Consider the following 16,491-nt stretch of genomic DNA (forward strand, 5'->3'; position numbering starts at 1 on the left):
CCCTGCCGCACCGCCCGGCGCGACGGGGGCACCTGCTAACCGAGGAGTGACCCCCTCCGGCGATGGACGGATCGTCCTGCAGTACCTGCGCCGCCCCCTGCCGACATAGCGCGGACCCCGTGTTCGAGGTCCACGACCGTGCGGAGGCGGCGGCATCATGACCACCCCCCTGCTGCTCCTCGCAGCCGCGTTCCTGCTGATTCTCGCCAACGGATTCTTCGTGGCGGCCGAATTCGGACTCGTGACGGTCGAGCGGCCCGAGGCCGAGAAGGCCGCCGCCGAGGGCGACCGGCGCGCCCACCGTGTCGTGGAATCGCTCAAGGAACTGTCCTTCCAGCTCTCCGGCACCCAGCTCGGCATCACCATCACCTCCCTCGTCGTCGGCATGCTCGCCGAACCGGCGCTCGCCGGGCTGCTGCACGGCCCGTTCACCTCGATCGGCATCCCCGAGGGCGCCGTCTCCGGTGTCACGGTCGTCGTCGGCATGCTGCTGGCCTCCGCCGTGCAGATGGTGATCGGCGAGCTTCTGCCCAAGAACTGGGCGGTGTCCCGGCCGCTGCAGGTCGCCCGCTTCGTGGCGGGCCCGCAGCACGTTTTCGCCCGGCTGTTCCGCCCGGTCATCGCCGGCCTCAACGCCGTCGCGAACCGGCTCGTACGCGCCCTGGGCATCGAGCCCGCCGAGGAGCTGGCCTCCGCCCGCACCCCCGGCGAACTCGTCTCCCTGGCCCGCCACTCGGCCCTGGCCGGCGCCCTGGAGCAGGACACGGCCGACCTGTTCGTCCGCACCCTGTCGCTGGGCGAGCTCACCGCACAGCACGTGATGACACCGCGCGTGAAGGTCAGCGCCCTGCAGTCCTCCGCCACCGCCGAGGACGTCGTCAACCTGACCCGCGCCACCGGGCTGTCCCGCTTCCCCGTCTACCGGGAGAAGATCGACGAGGTCGTCGGCATGGTCCACCTCAAGGACGCTCTGGCCGTGCCCGTCGGGGACCGGCTGCGCACCCCCGTCGGCCACATCGCACGCCCGGCGCTGCTCGTCCCCGAGACGCTCCCCGTACGGCCGCTCCTCACCCGCTTGCGCAGCGAGCAGCCCATCGCGGTCGTCGTCGACGAGTACGGCGGCACCGCCGGCGTCGTCACGCTGGAGGACATCGTCGAGGAGATCGTCGGCGAGGTCCGTGACGAGCACGACGGCCATGACCTGCCCGAGCTCGCCGCCGCGCCGCCGGAGGACGGCAAGCCCGCCTGGGACGTCGACGGCAGTTGCCGCGTCGACGTCCTGCAGCGCATAGGCCTCGAGGTGCCCGAGGGCCCCTACGAGACCGTCGCGGGCCTGATCGCCGACCTGCTGGGCCGTATCCCGGCCGTCGGCGACAAGACGGAACTGCCCGGCTGGCGGCTGTCGGTGCGCCAGGTCGGCCACTACCGCGCGGAGCGGGTCCGGCTGGTGCGGACCGCCCCCGTGGTCTCCATGGCGGAGGCCGTCCGATGAGCGTGCTCCAGCTTCTCTTCGCCGCGCTGCTCGTGCTCGCCAACGGCTTCTTCGTCGGCGCCGAGTTCGCGCTCGTCTCCGTACGACGCAGCCAGATCGAACCGCTCGGCACCGCCCGATCCCGGCAGGTCCTCTACGGGCTGGAGCGGCTTCCGCAGATGATGGCGGCGGCCCAGTTCGGCATCACCGTCTGCTCGCTGACCCTGGGCGCGGTCGCCGAACCGACGGTCGCACACCTGCTGGAGCCGGTCTTCGAGTGGATCCACCTGCCGCACGGCATGATCCACCCGCTGACCTACGTCATCGCCCTCGCCGCCGTGGTCTTCTTCCACCTCGTCATCGGCGAGATGGTCCCGAAGAACCTGGCGATGGCGGCCCCCGAGAAGGTCGCGCTGTGGCTCAGCCCGGGCCTGGTCTGGTTCGCCCGCTTCTGCAAGCCGATCACCGCCGCCCTCGGCGCGGTCTCCCAGGGCATCCTGCGGCTCTTCCACGTCGAACCCAAGGACGAGGTCGAGGCCGTCTTCACCAGCGAACAGCTCAACCGGCTGGTGGAGGACGCAGGCCAGGCCGGTCTGCTCGACCCGGAGGAGGCCGAACGTCTGGAGGACGCCCTGGAACTGGGCTCCCGCCCGGTGACGGACGTCCTGCTGAAGCGCGAGTCGCTGGTGACGGTCAGCCCGTCGGTCACCCCCGGCCGGATCGTGGAGCTCACGGCCCGCACCGGCTACTCCCGTTTCCCGGTCGCCGCTGACAACGGCGCCTTCATGGGCTACCTGCACGTCAAGGACGTCCTCGACCTGGAGGACTCGGACCGGGCCGTGCCGCAGCACCTGTGGCGCCCCATGACGACCCTGCGGTCCGAGCTGCCGTTGGACGACGCGCTGACGGTGATGCGGCGCGCGGCGACGCATTTGGCGCAGGTCGCCGACGGGTCGGGGAAGGTGCTGGGCCTCGTCACCCTGGAGGACGTCCTGGAGCTGCTGGTGGGGGAGGTGCGGGATCCCGCGCACCGGCAGGTGCGCGAGGTGCGGCTGACCGAGCCGAGGTCCGGTGAAGAGGTGCTGGCGACCTAGCACCGTAGCCGCGGGCGCGTGGGGGCCGGTCGCGCAATTCCCGCGCCCCTGGGTGGGTGTCCTGCCCGGGGGCGCGGGGAACTGCGCGACCGGCCCCACCGGCCCGCGGCCGACGGACTCACATGGCTGACGGATCCTGCGGCCCCCGCCCCGACAGCACCTCTCCGTACGCCTGCATCAGATCCGGCAACCGCAACGTCGCCAGGTCGTCTCTGCTCAACGCCCCGGGATACACCGACAACCGCAGATCCCGGTACGCGCAGCTCTTCTCGTACAGCGTCCGCAGGAACCGCCCGTTGCCCAGCTCGTCGATCCACCCCTGGCCCACCACGTGCCCGGCGATGGACCGCAGCTCGTCGAGGGCCTCCTCGTCCCACAGGTCGCCGTTCTCGGCCGCCAGCACCTTGCCGATCTCGGTGAGTTCGAGCGGCCGGTACGAGGGGAAGTCGACGCGGGTGGTGAAACGGGACGACAGCCCGGGGTTCGCGGCGAGCAGGCGGTCCATGCCCTCCGGGTAGCCGGCCAGGATCACGACCAAGTGGTCCCGGTTGTCCTCCGCGCGCTTCAGCAGCACTTGCAGGGCCTCGTCGCCGTACGCGTCCCCCTTGCCGTAACCCGAGTTGGACAGGGAGTAGGCCTCGTCGACGAAGAGCACGCCCCCGAGGGCCGAGTCGATCAGTTCGTTCGCCTTCACGGCCGTCTGCCCGAGGTACTCCCCGACCAGGTCGGCCCGCTGCGCCTCCACGAGATGGTCACCGCCGAGCAGTCCGAGGGCGTAGAAGACCCGGCCCAGGATGCGGGCGACGGTGGTCTTGCCGGTGCCGGAGGGGCCGGAGAAGACGAAGTGGCGTTTCGGCGGCTGGACCGGCAGGCCCTGCCCGGCGCGCAGCCGGGCCATGTTCAGCTGCGCCGACAACGCCTTGACCTGACGCTTCACCGGCTCCAGACCCACCATGCGTTCGAGCTCGGCGAGTGCTTCCTCCAGTAACGCCGGGTCGGTGGGCCCGGCGGGCAGGGAAGGAGCGGGGCCGCTCCTCTCGCGAAACGGCGGGCCCGCCACCGGTGGCAGGGGAGCGATCGGCGGCTCGGGATCGGGCAGCCGCAGATCGCGCCCTTCCGGACCGAAGAGCGGGTCGAATGCGTCCGGACCGTCCACGGCGTCCTGACCCGCACCGGTGAGCGTGATCGCCGCGAGGTCGGTGGCGTCGTCGTACCCGTCGCCCTCGGCTATGGCGGCGAGCCGGGCGGAGGTGTCCATGAACGCGGGGTCGACGCGGTGCACCGCCCGGTACAGGGGCAGGGCGGCTGCGCTGCGGCCGGTGCCCTCGTGCGCCCGGGCCAGCCAGTAGCGCAGCTCCTTGCGCTGGGGCTGCTCGCTGCGGCAGCGCATCAGCGCGGCCGACAGCAGGGGTTCGGCCTGGCCGTACATCTCCAGGCGCACCCGGGCCATCCCGCCGAACAGGCCCGCCTCGATGCCGAGCATCGGGTCGTCGAGCAGGGGGTCGGTGTGGCGGACCAGCTGCTCCCAGTCCTTGACCAGATAGGCGCGGCAGGAGTGCAGGAAGCGGACCTGGTGGTCGGTGTCCACGGGCGGCAGCCCGGCGAGGGCCCGGTCCAGTTCGGGGACGTGCCGGCCGTCCAGCCAGTGGGAGGCGTGCGCGAGCAGCAGATCACGGGGACTCTCCAGCACCGGCTGCACCCACCAGCCCAGCCAGTACCAGGAGTTGAGGGCGCGACGGTAGCGGGTGCGCTGCTCGCCGAAGCGGTCCCGGTGCCGGAACATCCGCAGCAGCGCGGTCGTGGTGTCGACGCGCAGCGCGTGCAGCCCCAGCCAGCCGTCGGCCATCCCGGAGTCCAGCCGCACGGCGGCCCGGAACTCCTCCTCCGCCTGCGGATACGCGCCCATGGTGTAGGCGTCCACGCCTCGCAGCCAGGCGAGGTCGGCCGGGGCCTGCGGGCCCTGGGTGCCGAAGTCCATCACGTCCCCCACAAACCGTGCCCCCGTCGGTATGCCAACGAGCCGTCCCCCAGCCGGCTGCCCTGCCCGAACCGCTGTGCCACGGACCGGAGTTGCACCGTGCAGAAGCAACCGTCCGCAGGTCGCAACGAGGGCATCGTACCCGCGGGGGCGGCGCCCCCGTAGGGTGCCTCACGCGGCGTTCGGCGAGGTGGGAGCGGATGCGGCGGACGCGTGCGCGGTGACCCTGGGTGAGCGCTCGGCGCCCGGCGGCGGCCGGAAATCCGGAAGAAGGCAGAACGAAGCCCCCGATCACGGGGGAACAACCGGGGGCTTCGCGTTTGTGGGCGGCTCCGATGCCGCTCATTGAGAACGTAAGACCTGTACGGCCCGGCGGTCAAGCCGAGTTGGAGCACTCCGGCAAGTTGTCCCGCAAGCCCTTTCACAAGTTCAGCACACAGCGGGCGGCTCGTCACCGTGCGTGAGGGTCTGGTCCGGTCCAACCGTCCCGGCAGGCCCCGCGAGCACCTCGTATCCCTTGTCGCGCTGCCGTACCAGGAGGTCGGCGAAGGGCCGAGAGGGGTCGTCGGTGAAGTGGCGGCGTTCCGCCGGGACCCACCCGTCCCAGAATTCCCGCTGCTCCTTCCCGTCCCGTGAGCGGCCCCGCGCCCAGGCCTCCTCGCGCGGCAGCTCCATCCACAGCAGCAGGGCCAGGTACGGGCGCAACGCACTTCGTCCCGCCCCGACGCCCTCGACGAGGACCACCGGCGCGGGCGGGAGCGGGCGCGGGGAGCCGAAACGGCGGGCGCGCCAGTCGTAGGGGCGGTAGTGCGCGGTGCGGCCCCGGGCGAATGGTTCGACGATCTGGTCCAGCAGGCGTCCGGTCCAGTCGAACAGAGCGTCGTGGCTCGCGATGTCGTCGAGGCGCAGTACCGGCACACCGCCCAGTCCTGCGGCCAACTCGCCGGCGAACGTGCTCTTCCCGGACCCGGCGTGCCCGTCGACCCCGATGAGCCGGACCGGGCCGCAGGAGGGGGCCAGGCGGCGGATCCGGGCGGCCAGATCACGGACGGCGGGCCCCGGCGGGGGGCGGAAGGTCGGATTCATCTCGCTCAGCACTCTAACGAGGGCGTCCGCCCCGCGGAGGCCGCGGGCCGGCTGCCCGCCCCGGGTGCCACTGGTCGACGCCAATATTGATGGGCGCGGCGCGCGTCGAAGTGCTGGCAGGACGAGGCGGGCTGTGCTCATATGTGGCGCACGCACGGAAGTGACCGCCGTGCGCGGACCTGCCCCGCACCTGCCCGACTCCGACATCCGGGGGCCCCGCCATGCGCAGAGCCGAACAGCCGTCCCGCAGAACCGTCCTGGCCGCCGCGGTGGCCGCCGCCGTCACCGCGGGCGCGGGCCCGGCGGCAGCCGACCCCGAGGCCCCGATGACGACCGACACCGCCGACCCCGCCCGGGCGGTCCCGGCCCGCCCCGTCGACAACCGGTCCTGGTTCTCGTACGGCGACTGGTCCGGCGGCACAGCGAAGGGCACCCGGGCCGTCGCGGGCGCCCGCCCGGGCGTGGTGATCGCCAAGGCCGCCGCGACGGTCCGGTACACGGACCCGCACACCGGCACCACCGCCGCCTGGGAATACGGCACCTGGACGTCGCCCGTCCACCGGCTCGCCGTCCCCGCGACCGAGGCGATCGTCTCCTGGAACGCCCGCACCCCGGCCGGCACCTGGATCCAGGTCGAGATCAAGGGCACCTACACGGACGGCTCCAGCACGCCCTGGTACGTCATGGGCCGCTGGGCGGCCGGCGACCGGGACATCCGGCGCACCTCGGTCGACGGCCAGAGCGACGACAGGAGCAGTGTCTGGACCGACACGCTCGCGATCGACGACCCGTCCACGGGCCTGCGCCTCGCCTCCTGCCGGCTGCGCCTGACGCTCTACCGCAAGCCCGGCACGAAGCTGACCCCCATGGTGTGGCGGCTCGGCGTCATGGGCTCCGACGTGCCCGACCGGTTCACCGTCCCTGCCTCCAGGCCCGGGCTCGTCAAGGAACTGGCCGTCCCGCGCTACTCGCAGGAGATCCACAAGGGGCAGTACCCCGAGTACGACAACGGCGGCGAGGCCTGGTGCAGCCCGACGTCCTCCCAGATGATCATCGAGTACTGGGGAGGCCGGCTCACCGAGGAACAGCTGGACTGGGTCGATCCCGCGTACGCCGACCCGCAGGTGTGCCACGCGGCCCGCTTCACCTACGACCACCAGTACGCGGGCTGCGGCAACTGGCCTTTCAACGCCGCCTACGCGGCCACGTTCAAGGACCTCCAGGGCGTCGTCACCCGGCTCGGCTCGCTCACCGATCTGGAGACGCTGATCGCCGCGGGCATCCCGGCCATAACGTCCCAGTCGTTCCTCAAGGAAGAGCTGACCGGCGCCGGGTACGGCACCGCCGGGCACCTGATGACCGTCGTCGGCTTCACCGCCGACGGCGACGTGATCGCCAACGATCCGTTCTCGGCGACCAACGAGGGCGTGCGGCGGGTCTACCGGCGGCGCGAGTGGGAGAACATCTGGCTCAGGACCAAGAGGTACAACGCCTCCGGCAAGGTGGCCTCGGGCACCGGCGGCGTCTGCTACCTCTACTTCCCGGCGCGCCCGAGCGCGGCCCAGCGCAAGGCCCTGGCGGCGGTGGGCGTGCGCGTGTGACCGGCCTTACGGCCGCGAGACCGCCTCGGCTGGCAAGGTGGACGGACCCCGGGGGGAGTCCGTCCGCACCAGCGACCCAGTGAGCAGCCATGACCGCACAGTCAGCCACCGCCCTCCGCGCCCGCACCGGCGGCCCCCGCGACGACGGCCCGAAGATCGTCGAGCACGTCCTGGGCTGGGTCCTCGTCGTGGTAGTCGCGATGCTCGTCACCCGGCTCGGGCTGCTGTGACCTGACCCACGGCCCAGGGGTGAGGCCTGCCATACTGCGGAGGTCCCGCCCCGCCCGTTGAGACCAGGGTCGAAATTGAATATCAGTCCCCAGCCTGCCGCGCGCCCCAGAGCCCGCGGCACCGAGCGCTCGATGGCGCGCCGTGCCGAACTCATCGCCATCGGGCGGAGGTTGTTCGCCGACACGTCCTACGACGCCCTGTCGATGGACGACATCGCCCGGCAGGCGCACGTCGCCAAGGGGCTGATCTACTACTACTTCCAGTCCAAGCGCGGCTACTACCTGGCCATCGTCCAGGACTCGGTCGCCGAGCTGCTTGCCCTCGCGGCGAGCGGTCTGGAACTGCCGCCGGTCGACCGGGTACAGCGCACGATCGACAGCTATCTGCGCTACGCCGAGCACAACCATGCCGCGTACCGCACGATCGTGAGCGGCGGCGTGGGTTTCGACACCGAGGTGCACGCCATCCGTGACGGAGTGCGCGAGGCCGTGGTGACCACCATCGCCGAGGGCGCGTACGGCCGTGCCGACATCACCCCGCTGGCCCGGATGGGCCTGCTGTCCTGGGTGTGCAGCGTCGAGGGCGCCACTCTCGAATGGATCGACCGTCCCGGTCTGGCCCGGGACACCATGTGCGAGCTGCTGGTGAAGACACTCGGCGGTGCCCTGCGCGCGATCGAGGAACTCGACCCCGCACACCCGGCGCCGCAGCCCGCGCGCCGGGTCCTGTGAGCGAGGGGCGGAGGGCCGCCGCGGGCCCTCCGCCCCTGTCGTCGTTCCCTACCTGATCGCCCTGATCAGCTCGCCGTTCGCCGTGTCGCCGCTCAGCTCCCAGAAGAACGTGCCGCCCAGGCCCTGCCGGTTCTTGTAGTCCATCTTCGTGCCGATGGTCGCGGGGGTGTCGTAACTCCACCAGTTGGTACCGCACTTGGCGTACGCGGTGCCGGCCACCGTCCCCGTCGCCGGGCACTTGGCCTTGAGCACCTTGTAGTCCTCGATGCCCTGCTCGTACGTGCCCGCCGCCGGGCCGGTCGCGGCGCCGCCGGGGGCCGCCTGGGTGACGCCGGTCCAGCCGCGGCCGTAGAAGCCGATGCCGAGCAGCAGTTTGGAGGCGGGGATGCCGAGGCCCTTGAGCTTGGCGATGGTCGCCGAGCTGTGGTAGTCCGCCTTGGGAATGCCGGGGTACGAGGTCAGTGGTGAGTGGGGTGCGGTGGGGCCGGAGGCGTCCCAGGCGCCGAAGAAGTCGTACGTCATCGGGTTGTACCAGTCGACGTACTGGGCGGCGCCCGCGTAGTCCGCCGCGTCGATCTTGCCGCCCGGGGTGGCGTCGGCGGTGATCGCCGCGGTCACGAGGTTCCGCGAGCCGAACTTGGCCCGCAGCGCCTGCATGAGGGTGCGGAAGGCCGCCTTGCCGCTGGTGTCGCAGGTGGCGCCGCAGCTGTTCGGATACTCCCAGTCGATGTCGATGCCGTCGAAGACGTCGGCCCACTTGGAGTTCTCGACGAGGTCGTAGCAGGACTGGGCGAAGGCGGCCGGGTTCCTCGCGGCCTCGCCGAAGCCGCCGGACCAGGTCCAGCCGCCGAAGGACCACAGGACCTTGAGGTTCGGGTGCTTCTGCTTCAGTTTGCGCAGCTGGTTGAAATTGCCGCGCAACGGCTGGTCCCAGGTGTCGGCCCTGCCGTCGACGGACTCGGCGGCGGTGTAGGCCCGGTCCGTGGCCGCGTAGCCGTCGCCCATGGCGCACTTGCCGCCGGTGACGTTGCCGAAGGCGTAGTTGATGTGGGTGAGCCTGCCGCCCGATCCGGACGTCTCGATGTTCTTGACGTAGTACTTGCGGTCGTAGGTACCCCATTCGGTGAAGTACCCGATGACCTTGGATCCGGCGGCCTCGGCCCGGGGAGCGGCCTTCGATGCCGCGGCGGCCTCCTGAGCCGAGGTCGCCGCGGTGGCGGAGGTGCCGGCGCCGGCCAGCAGGCCGGCGCCGAGGGCGGCGCAACAGGCCGCGGACAGGATGGCCCGGAGGCGGGAACGGTGGGGGGTGTGCATCCGATGTCTCCTCGTGGGGAGAGGGGAACGCGCGCCGATTGGCATGAACGCGGTGAATCGGTGGAGCGAAACAGTAGGAGGACTAGACCAGTTGGGTCAATGGTGCGGACCAATTTCGCCTCCCCGGACCCACTCGGCCATTTCTTGAAGTAAGCGGTCGTTAACTGGTGACGGGATGCCTCCGATCGGGCATACTCACAGCGCACAGCCGCTGGTCAGCAGCTTCCGAGACCCGGGACTGCAAGCATCGGCCAGGCACCAGAACGACCCGGCGGCGTCGCCCCCACCCATGGGCCCGTCCGCCAGTGCCCGACAGGGAGGAGAGCGTCGCCATGCCCGACCGCGCCCCGCAGCCGGTGGACCGACAACTGCCCACGGAGGAGGCCCGGGACCTGATCTCGCTCGTGCGCGACATCGCGCAGCAGGAGATCACCCCGAAGGCGGCCGAGGAGGAGGACGCCGGCCGCTTTCCGCGCGAGCTGTTCACACTGCTCTCCCGCTCCGGGCTGCTCGGCCTGCCGTACGACTCCGAGTACGGGGGCGGCGATCAGCCCTACGAGGTCTATCTCCAGGTCCTGGAGGAACTCGCCGCGGCCCGCCTCACCGTCGGCCTCGGGGTCAGCGTGCACTCCCTGGCCTCCTACGCCCTCGCCGCCTACGGAAGCAAGGAGCAGCAGGTCGAGCACCTGCCGGCGATGCTCGGCGGCGGCCTGCTCGGCGCCTATTGCCTCTCCGAGCCGCACTCCGGATCGGACGCGGCGGCCCTGCGGACCAAGGCCGTGCGGGACGGCGACGACTGGGTGATCACCGGCACCAAGGCGTGGATCACCCACGGCGGGATCGCCGACTTCTACACGGTGATGGCCCGCACCGGCGAGGAGGGTCCGCGCGGGATCACGGCCTTCCTGGTGCCGGGCGACGCGGCGGGGGTGAGCGCCGCGGTGCCCGAGAAGAAGATGGGCATGAAGGGCTCGCCCACCGCCCAGGTGCACTTCGACGGCGTCCGGATCCCCGACGACCGGCGCATCGGCGAGGAGGGCCAGGGTTTCGCGATCGCCCTGTCGTCGCTCGACTCGGGGCGGCTCGGCATCTCGGCGTGCGCGATCGGCGTGGCGCAGGCCGCGCTGGACGAAGCGGCGTCCTATGCGGCCGAGAGGCGCCAGTTCGGCAAGCCGATCGCCGACTTCCAGGGGCTGCGCTTCATGCTCGCCGACATGGCCACCCAGATCGAGGCCGGCCGTGCGCTCTACCTCGCGGCGGCTCGGCTGAAGGACGCGGGCCGGCCGTTCGCGAAGCAGGCAGCCATGGCCAAGCTGCACTGCACCGACACTGCGATGCGGGTCACCACCGACGCCGTGCAGATTCTCGGCGGCTACGGCTACACCGCCGACTTCCCCGCCGAGCGCTACATGCGCGAGGCCAAGGTGCTGCAGATCGTCGAGGGCACCAACCAGATCCAGCGGATGGTCATCGCCCGTCATCTCGTTGGTCCAGAGGGGCGCTGAACTGGTCGAGGCCCCGCCAGGGCGCCGCGAGCCGCATCCACTCCGGGTCGTGACGGCCCGGGAGGGTGCGGCCGCCTTCGGCCCACGTGCGCATCAAGTCGACGTAGATCGGCGGGTCCTGGTAGCGGGTCGGAGTCGGCCGAACCGATTCTGCGGGCGGCGGGACGTACAGGAGGCGCTGACGCCCTGTCGCTGAGGAGATGGGGGTCATGCCAGGGCAACGCGGCAAAGCCCGGACAGGTCACCGGAAGGTGGAATCGGGCGTTCGTTCAGTGCCGCGCCGCGCGCGGCCGCGGGCACACCGAACCGCACCACGGCGGTCTGCGGGCCGTGGTGCGGGGCAGCTACGGGGGTGGGGCGGGCGGGCGATGAGAGCCCGCGCTCAGGCCGCCTGACGGCGCAGGACGGGGACCCTGATGGGGCGTGAGCCCGGCCCGCCGACGTGCGAGAAGGGCTGGGTCCGCCAGTCGAGCCCCTGAGGGAGCGTCAGCAGCAGTGCGGTGTCCTGCTCCTGGGGTTCCACGGACTCGTCCGCGGGGCGGGCGTCCGTGGCCCTGCGGCCGGTTCCGGCGCAGACGGTGAGCCCGAAGGGGTTCCACGGCGAGGCGCACCTCGCGTGCTCCGGCAGAACTTCCTCGTCCGCCAGCAGGGCGATGGGCTGCGCGCAGTCCGGGCAGACGACCCGGAACATCTCGAACGTGTCGTAGGCGTCGAGTTCGTCGTCGTAGGCGTCGGGTTCGACGCCCTCCGGCTCGGGCTCGACGACGAGCTGCTGCCGCTTGGGTGCGGTGCGACCAGGGCGCTTAAGACTCTGCATTGGGTTCTCCCCCTCGGACTGGGCCGTCACGGGCGCTGCGGCCTCGGCCACAGCAAGCACTTCCCGTCCCCCCTGGGCGGTAATCACGAGAACATTACGCAGACTGTTCGAGGCCTGTGGCGTTCGTCACATGCCCTGTGCAGGTGCCCTCCTGGGCTCCTCAGGTGTCCGACGAGATCAACCGCACTGTAGGTTCTTGCGCCATGGAGGAGCTGGACCAACAGATCGTGCAGCTGCTCGTCAAGGACGGGCGGATGAGCTACACCGACCTGGGCAAGGCCACGGGGCTGTCCACGTCGGCCGTGCATCAGCGGGTGCGGCGGCTGGAGCAGCGGGGCGTCATCCGGGGCTATGCCGCCGTCGTCGACCCCGAGGCCGTGGGGCTGCCGATGACGGCGTTCATCTCGGTGAAACCGTTCGACCCCAGCGCACCGGACGACATCGCGGACCGGCTGGCCGGCGTGCCGGAGATCGAGGCGTGCCACAGTGTCGCGGGCGACGAGAACTACATCCTGAAGGTGCGGGTCGCGACGCCGCACGAGCTGGAGGAGCTGCTGGCGCGGGTGCGGTCGCTGGCGGGGGTGTCGACGCGGACGACGGTGGTGCTGTCCACGCCGTACGAGGCGCGACCGCCGCGGATCTGAGCGCCGGGCACAGCCAGCGGGTCTCGCAAGGCGTGCGAGGCGGTCACGCGGGTCGTGTGAGGCGTGCGGGTCGTGCAAGGCGCGCGGGTCGTGCGAGGTGTGCGCGGCGGTCGTGCGAGGCGTGCGGGATCGTGCAAGGTGTGTGACGCGGTCGTGCGAGGCGTGCGGGATCGTGCAAGGTGTGTGACGCGGTCGTGCGAGGCGTGCGGGTTGGCGTGCCGCGTGGGCGGGTCTTTCCCGGGTGGCGGGGCGTGCGGGGGTCGGCTGCGCTGTTCGCCGCGTCCCTGGTTCAGGCGCCGCCCCCGGCCCTGTGAGACTGTGCTCCATGAGTGAGTCCAGCGCCCCGTCCAAGACCGTTCTTCTCCGCCGCGGCGAGGTCCACAGCCCCGCCGACCCCTTCGCCACCGCGATGGTCGTGGAGCGGGGTCAGATCGCCTGGGTGGGATCCGAAGGGGCCGCCGACGGTTTCGCGGACGGCGTCGACGAGGTGGTCGACCTGGACGGGGCGCTGGTCACCCCGGCGTTCACCGATGCGCATGTGCACACGACTGCGACCGGCCTGGCCCTGACCGGGCTCGACCTCTCCGGCGCCCCCACGCTGGAGGCCGCCCTCGCCCTCGTCAGGGACTTCGCAGCCGCCCGCCCGGACGACCGGGTGCTGCTCGGGCACGGCTGGGACGCGGCCCGCTGGCCCGGAGGCCGCCCCCCGACGCGCGCCGAACTCGACGAGGCCGGCGGACGCCGGCCCCTCTACCTCAGCCGGATCGACGTCCACTCGGCGGTCGTGAGCACCGCGCTGCTCGATCTGGTGCCCGGCGTCGCCCGGGGGGACGGACCGCTCACCGCCGACGCCCACCACGCCGTGCGGGCCGCCGCGTTCGCGGCCGTGACGCCCCGGCAGCGCACCGAGGCGCAGCGCGTCGCCCTCGCGCACGCCGCTTCGCTCGGCATCGGCACGCTCCACGAGTGCGCCGGGCCGGAGATCTCCTCCGAGAACGACTTCACCGGCCTGCTGCGCCTCGCGAGGGAGGAGCCCGGGCCACGGGTCGTCGGCTACTGGGCCGAGCAGGACGTCGCCAAGGCGAGGGAACTGGGCGCGACCGGCGCCGCGGGAGACCTGTTCGTGGACGGCGCCCTCGGCTCGCACACGGCCTGTCTCCACCAGCCGTATGCCGACGCCGGACACACCGGCATCGCCTACCTGGACGCCGACGCGATCGCGGCACACGTCGTGGCCTGCACCGAGGCGGGCCTGCAAGCCGGTTTCCACGCCATCGGCGACGCGGCCGTGGACTCCGTGGTGGAGGGGGTGCGCGCGGCCGCCGAGAAGGTCGGGCTCGCCAGGGTCAGGGCCGCCAGGCACCGCGTCGAACACGCCGAGATGCTCACTCCGGAGGGGGTCGCCGCCTTCGCCGAGCTCGGCCTCACGGCCTCGGTGCAGCCCGCGTTCGACGCCCTGTGGGGCGGCGAGGAGGGCATGTACGCACAGCGCCTGGGAGCGGAGCGGGCACGCGGCCTGAACCCCTTCGCGGCCCTGCTGCGCGCCGGTGTTCCGCTCGCCTTCGGCTCCGACAGCCCCGTGACCCCGCTCGACCCGTGGGGCACGGTCCGGGCCGCCGCCTTCCACCGCACGCCGGAGCACCGCGTCTCCGTGCGCGCCGCGTTCACGGCGCACACGCGTGGCGGCTGGCGGGCCGTCGGACGGGACGACGCGGGCGTTCTGGTCCCGGGCGCCCCCGCCGACTACGCCGTCTGGCGCACCGGCGAACTCGTCGTCCAGGCCCCGGACGACCGCGTCGCCCGCTGGTCGACGGATCCCCGCTCCGGCACCCCCGGTCTGCCCGACCTCACTCCGGGCCGCGACCTGCCCGTCTGTCTGCGCACCGTGGTGGGCGGACACACGGTCTTCGTAGGGCCGGGCGAGTGATCTACGGGGGTGGCGCGCATGAAGTCGTGCGCCGCGCCGCCGTAGCGCGACCTGCGCATCCTCGGCCCTGACCAGGGCTTTGACGCGAGATGCGCAGGTCAAACGGCTGTTGACAGGCGGCCGCAGGAGGCCGGTAGGTTCGGCCGAGTCCACCACCGGACGCCCGACCGGGGAACGTCCGAGCACTCGCCGCGGCGCCGCCGGGTCAGGGACGGTGTGCCGCACCGGGGCACCGTCACTGGGAGCCAGGCTCAGGCCGGCGCAGCGCCGAGGGAACGTTCCGGCCGGTCGGGGAGGTGTGACCCGGGTGGGGCCCGCGCGCTCAGTAGACAACGGCTTTCGGTCGATCCGCAGCCAGCGGATCCCAGGTCGGCCCGAAGGGCGCCGGGCCCCCATCCGCCGTACGTCCGCACCCGGGATGAGCCCTGTCACCCCCGTCTTTCGGATTCGACACCACGATTCGAACGTCCTGTCACGTCATCGCAGGCGGGGCCCACTATGGTGGACCCCTGCGTATGAAGATGAAGGGGCAGCAGTGAACGACGGCGACGGAACCCTCGCGGGAGAAGCCCAGGTGAGGAAGTTCGGCCCGCTCGGCACGGCCTTGGTGATCATCCCGACCTACAACGAGGCGGAGAACATCAAGAGCATCGTCGGCCGGGTACGCAAGGCCGTCCCCGAGGCGCACGTGCTCGTGGCCGACGACAACAGCCCGGACGGCACGGGCAAGCTGGCCGACGAGCTGGCCGCCGAGGACGACCAGGTCCATGTGCTGCACCGCAAGGGCAAGGAAGGCCTGGGTGCCGCCTACCTCGCGGGCTTCCGCTGGGGTCTGGAGCGCGACTTCGGCGTGCTGATCGAGATGGACGCCGACGGCTCCCACCAGCCCGAGGAACTGCCCCGTCTGCTCACCGCCCTCAAGAGCGCCGACCTGGTGCTGGGCTCGCGCTGGGTGCCGGGCGGCCGGGTGGTGAACTGGCCGAAGTCCCGCGAGGTGATCTCCCGGGGCGGCAGCCTCTACAGCCGGCTGGCGCTCGACCTGCCGCTGCGCGACATCACCGGCGGCTACCGCGCCTTCCGCCGCGAGACCCTGGAGGGGCTCGGCCTCGACGAGGTCGCCTCCCAGGGCTACTGCTTCCAGGTCGACCTGGCCCGCCGCGCGGTCAGGGCCGGCTACCACGTGATCGAGGTGCCCATCACGTTCGTCGAGCGCGAACTCGGCGATTCCAAGATGAGCCGGGACATCCTCGTCGAGGCGCTGTGGCGCGTCACGGCGTGGGGCGTGGGGGAGCGGGTCGGCAAGGTCACGGGACGCGGCGGCAAGTCCTCGAAGGCGTGAGCCGCGCCGCTCACGGGGCGGCCGTTCACAGAAACAGCTGATGGCGGCCTTATCCCGCGCTGAGCCGGGGCCAGGCACACTGGGGGCATGACGACTGGCGCCCAGACCCCGCTCCCCCCTGCCCGGCCCAAGCGCTCCCGGCTGCGTACGGTCCTGCCGCTGGGCGTCGCCGCGTGGCTCGTGCTGGAGATCTGGCTGCTCACGCTGGTCGCCGGGGCGACCAGCGGGCTCGTGGTCTTTCTCGTCCTGCTCGCGGGTCTCGTCCTCGGCGCGGTCGTCATCAAGCGGGCCGGACGGCGGGCCTTCCGCAAGCTCTCCGAGGCACTGCAACAGCAGCAGAGCGGTGTGATGCCGGAAGCGGGCCGGCCCGACGGCGAGGGCAACGGTCTGATGATGCTGGGCGGCCTGCTGCTGATGATCCCGGGTCTGGCGTCGGACGCGGTGGGCCTGCTCCTGTTGCTGCCGCCGGTCCAGAAGATCGTGAGCCGCTCGGCGGAGCGCACGTTCGAGCGCAAGCTCCGGGAGGCCGGCGCGGGCTCCCTCGGCGGCGCCTTCCAGCAGGCCCGCATCCACCGGCCCGACGGCAAGGTCGTCCAGGGCGAGGTCATCAGGGACGAGCCGGGCGACACCCCCCAGCCGCCGCGTCCGCCACTGACGCACTGAGCCGTTCCCGACTGCGCGCACCGCGCGCCGGACGCACCGAAGACCGCGGGCGCCGTACTTCTCGTACGGCGCCCGCGGTCTTGGATGTGC

At 72.0% G+C, this 16,491-nt stretch carries 14 protein-coding genes; 10 read left to right on the top strand and 4 right to left on the bottom strand.

What is annotated here, in order from left to right:
- The first annotated feature begins 157 nt into the window (after window positions 1-157).
- A complete protein-coding gene (locus ACIQU3_RS09040; protein WP_403728401.1) occupies window positions 158-1,492 on the top strand; it encodes a hemolysin family protein in 1,335 nt (444 codons plus the stop codon).
- Entirely contained in the window at window positions 1,489-2,565 is a 1,077-nt protein-coding gene (locus tag ACIQU3_RS09045) for a hemolysin family protein (protein WP_403728399.1), read from the top strand. The genes ACIQU3_RS09040 and ACIQU3_RS09045 overlap by 4 nt, the downstream gene beginning before the upstream one ends.
- Before the next feature lie 118 nt (window positions 2,566-2,683).
- On the opposite strand, the gene ACIQU3_RS09050 is transcribed toward ACIQU3_RS09045, so the two are convergent.
- Together ACIQU3_RS09050 and ACIQU3_RS09055 are read right to left on the bottom strand one after the other, a co-directional pair.
- Window positions 2,684-4,543 carry an AAA family ATPase gene (locus ACIQU3_RS09050; RefSeq protein ID WP_403924104.1) on the bottom strand — a complete coding sequence of 620 codons (1,860 nt, stop codon included), beginning with the start codon at window positions 4,541-4,543 and terminating at the stop codon, window positions 2,684-2,686.
- 429 nt (window positions 4,544-4,972) lie between these two features.
- Entirely contained in the window at window positions 4,973-5,629 is a 657-nt protein-coding gene (locus tag ACIQU3_RS09055; RefSeq protein WP_403924107.1) for a uridine kinase, read from the bottom strand.
- Window positions 5,630-5,850: 221 nt separating this feature from the next.
- Between ACIQU3_RS09055 and ACIQU3_RS09060 the strand changes: the two genes are divergently transcribed.
- From ACIQU3_RS09060 to ACIQU3_RS09070, 3 genes are all read left to right on the top strand, one after another.
- Window positions 5,851-7,230, top strand: coding sequence for a peptidase C39 family protein (locus ACIQU3_RS09060; RefSeq protein ID WP_403924110.1), 1,380 nt, complete (start codon window positions 5,851-5,853; stop codon window positions 7,228-7,230).
- An 89-nt stretch (window positions 7,231-7,319) separates the two neighbouring features.
- Complete coding sequence (locus tag ACIQU3_RS09065; RefSeq protein WP_403728390.1) at window positions 7,320-7,460, top strand: SCO1431 family membrane protein; 141 nt, start codon at window positions 7,320-7,322, stop codon at window positions 7,458-7,460.
- Between the two features lie 75 nt (window positions 7,461-7,535).
- On the top strand, window positions 7,536-8,192 hold the full coding sequence (locus tag ACIQU3_RS09070) for a TetR/AcrR family transcriptional regulator (RefSeq protein ID WP_403728388.1): 657 nt from the start codon (window positions 7,536-7,538) through the stop codon (window positions 8,190-8,192).
- A 48-nt stretch (window positions 8,193-8,240) separates the two neighbouring features.
- Here ACIQU3_RS09070 and ACIQU3_RS09075 read toward each other — a convergent pair whose 3' ends face one another.
- On the bottom strand, window positions 8,241-9,506 hold the full coding sequence (locus tag ACIQU3_RS09075) for a glycoside hydrolase family 18 protein (protein ID WP_403728386.1): 1,266 nt from the start codon (window positions 9,504-9,506) through the stop codon (window positions 8,241-8,243).
- A gap of 332 nt (window positions 9,507-9,838) precedes the next feature.
- On the opposite strand from ACIQU3_RS09075, the gene ACIQU3_RS09080 reads away from it, so the two are divergent.
- The gene (locus ACIQU3_RS09080; RefSeq protein ID WP_403728383.1) at window positions 9,839-11,011 is read left to right on the top strand and encodes an acyl-CoA dehydrogenase family protein; all 1,173 of its coding nucleotides are present in this window, start codon (window positions 9,839-9,841) and stop codon (window positions 11,009-11,011) included.
- 382 nt (window positions 11,012-11,393) lie between these two features.
- Here ACIQU3_RS09080 and ACIQU3_RS09085 read toward each other — a convergent pair whose 3' ends face one another.
- Entirely contained in the window at window positions 11,394-11,828 is a 435-nt protein-coding gene (locus ACIQU3_RS09085) for a hypothetical protein (protein WP_403924113.1), read from the bottom strand.
- Window positions 11,829-12,031: 203 nt separating this feature from the next.
- Between ACIQU3_RS09085 and ACIQU3_RS09090 the strand changes: the two genes are divergently transcribed.
- From ACIQU3_RS09090 to fxsA, 4 genes are all read left to right on the top strand, one after another.
- A complete protein-coding gene (locus ACIQU3_RS09090) occupies window positions 12,032-12,472 on the top strand; it encodes an Lrp/AsnC family transcriptional regulator (RefSeq protein ID WP_403728378.1) in 441 nt (146 codons plus the stop codon).
- 325 nt (window positions 12,473-12,797) lie between these two features.
- On the top strand, window positions 12,798-14,399 hold the full coding sequence (locus ACIQU3_RS09095; RefSeq protein ID WP_403728376.1) for an amidohydrolase: 1,602 nt from the start codon (window positions 12,798-12,800) through the stop codon (window positions 14,397-14,399).
- A gap of 535 nt (window positions 14,400-14,934) precedes the next feature.
- Window positions 14,935-15,738 (top strand): polyprenol monophosphomannose synthase, encoded by an 804-nt coding sequence (locus tag ACIQU3_RS09100; RefSeq protein WP_403728374.1) that lies wholly within the window; start codon window positions 14,935-14,937, stop codon window positions 15,736-15,738.
- 87 nt (window positions 15,739-15,825) lie between these two features.
- Window positions 15,826-16,401, top strand: a complete 576-nt coding sequence (fxsA, locus tag ACIQU3_RS09105) for an FxsA family membrane protein (RefSeq protein ID WP_403924116.1) — start codon at window positions 15,826-15,828, stop codon at window positions 16,399-16,401.
- Window positions 16,402-16,491: the final 90 nt, after the last annotated feature.

This window comes from Streptomyces sp. NPDC101110 (assembly GCF_044759525.1).
Classification (GTDB): domain Bacteria; phylum Actinomycetota; class Actinomycetes; order Streptomycetales; family Streptomycetaceae; genus Streptomyces.

Excerpts from the sequence above, each read along its gene's own strand:
- ACIQU3_RS09040 (WP_403728401.1), top strand. The coding sequence starts at position 158 with ATGACCACCCCCCTGCTGCTCCTCGCAGCCGCGTTCCTGCTGATTCTC.
- ACIQU3_RS09045 (WP_403728399.1), top strand. The coding sequence starts at position 1,489 with ATGAGCGTGCTCCAGCTTCTCTTCGCCGCGCTGCTCGTGCTCGCCAAC.
- ACIQU3_RS09050 (WP_403924104.1), bottom strand. The coding sequence starts at position 4,543 with ATGGACTTCGGCACCCAGGGCCCGCAGGCCCCGGCCGACCTCGCCTGG.
- ACIQU3_RS09055 (WP_403924107.1), bottom strand. The coding sequence starts at position 5,629 with ATGAATCCGACCTTCCGCCCCCCGCCGGGGCCCGCCGTCCGTGATCTG.
- ACIQU3_RS09060 (WP_403924110.1), top strand. The coding sequence starts at position 5,851 with ATGCGCAGAGCCGAACAGCCGTCCCGCAGAACCGTCCTGGCCGCCGCG.
- ACIQU3_RS09065 (WP_403728390.1), top strand. The coding sequence starts at position 7,320 with ATGACCGCACAGTCAGCCACCGCCCTCCGCGCCCGCACCGGCGGCCCC.
- ACIQU3_RS09075 (WP_403728386.1), bottom strand. The coding sequence starts at position 9,506 with ATGCACACCCCCCACCGTTCCCGCCTCCGGGCCATCCTGTCCGCGGCC.
- ACIQU3_RS09080 (WP_403728383.1), top strand. The coding sequence starts at position 9,839 with ATGCCCGACCGCGCCCCGCAGCCGGTGGACCGACAACTGCCCACGGAG.
- ACIQU3_RS09085 (WP_403924113.1), bottom strand. The coding sequence starts at position 11,828 with ATGCAGAGTCTTAAGCGCCCTGGTCGCACCGCACCCAAGCGGCAGCAG.
- ACIQU3_RS09090 (WP_403728378.1), top strand. The coding sequence starts at position 12,032 with ATGGAGGAGCTGGACCAACAGATCGTGCAGCTGCTCGTCAAGGACGGG.
- ACIQU3_RS09095 (WP_403728376.1), top strand. The coding sequence starts at position 12,798 with ATGAGTGAGTCCAGCGCCCCGTCCAAGACCGTTCTTCTCCGCCGCGGC.
- fxsA (WP_403924116.1), top strand. The coding sequence starts at position 15,826 with ATGACGACTGGCGCCCAGACCCCGCTCCCCCCTGCCCGGCCCAAGCGC.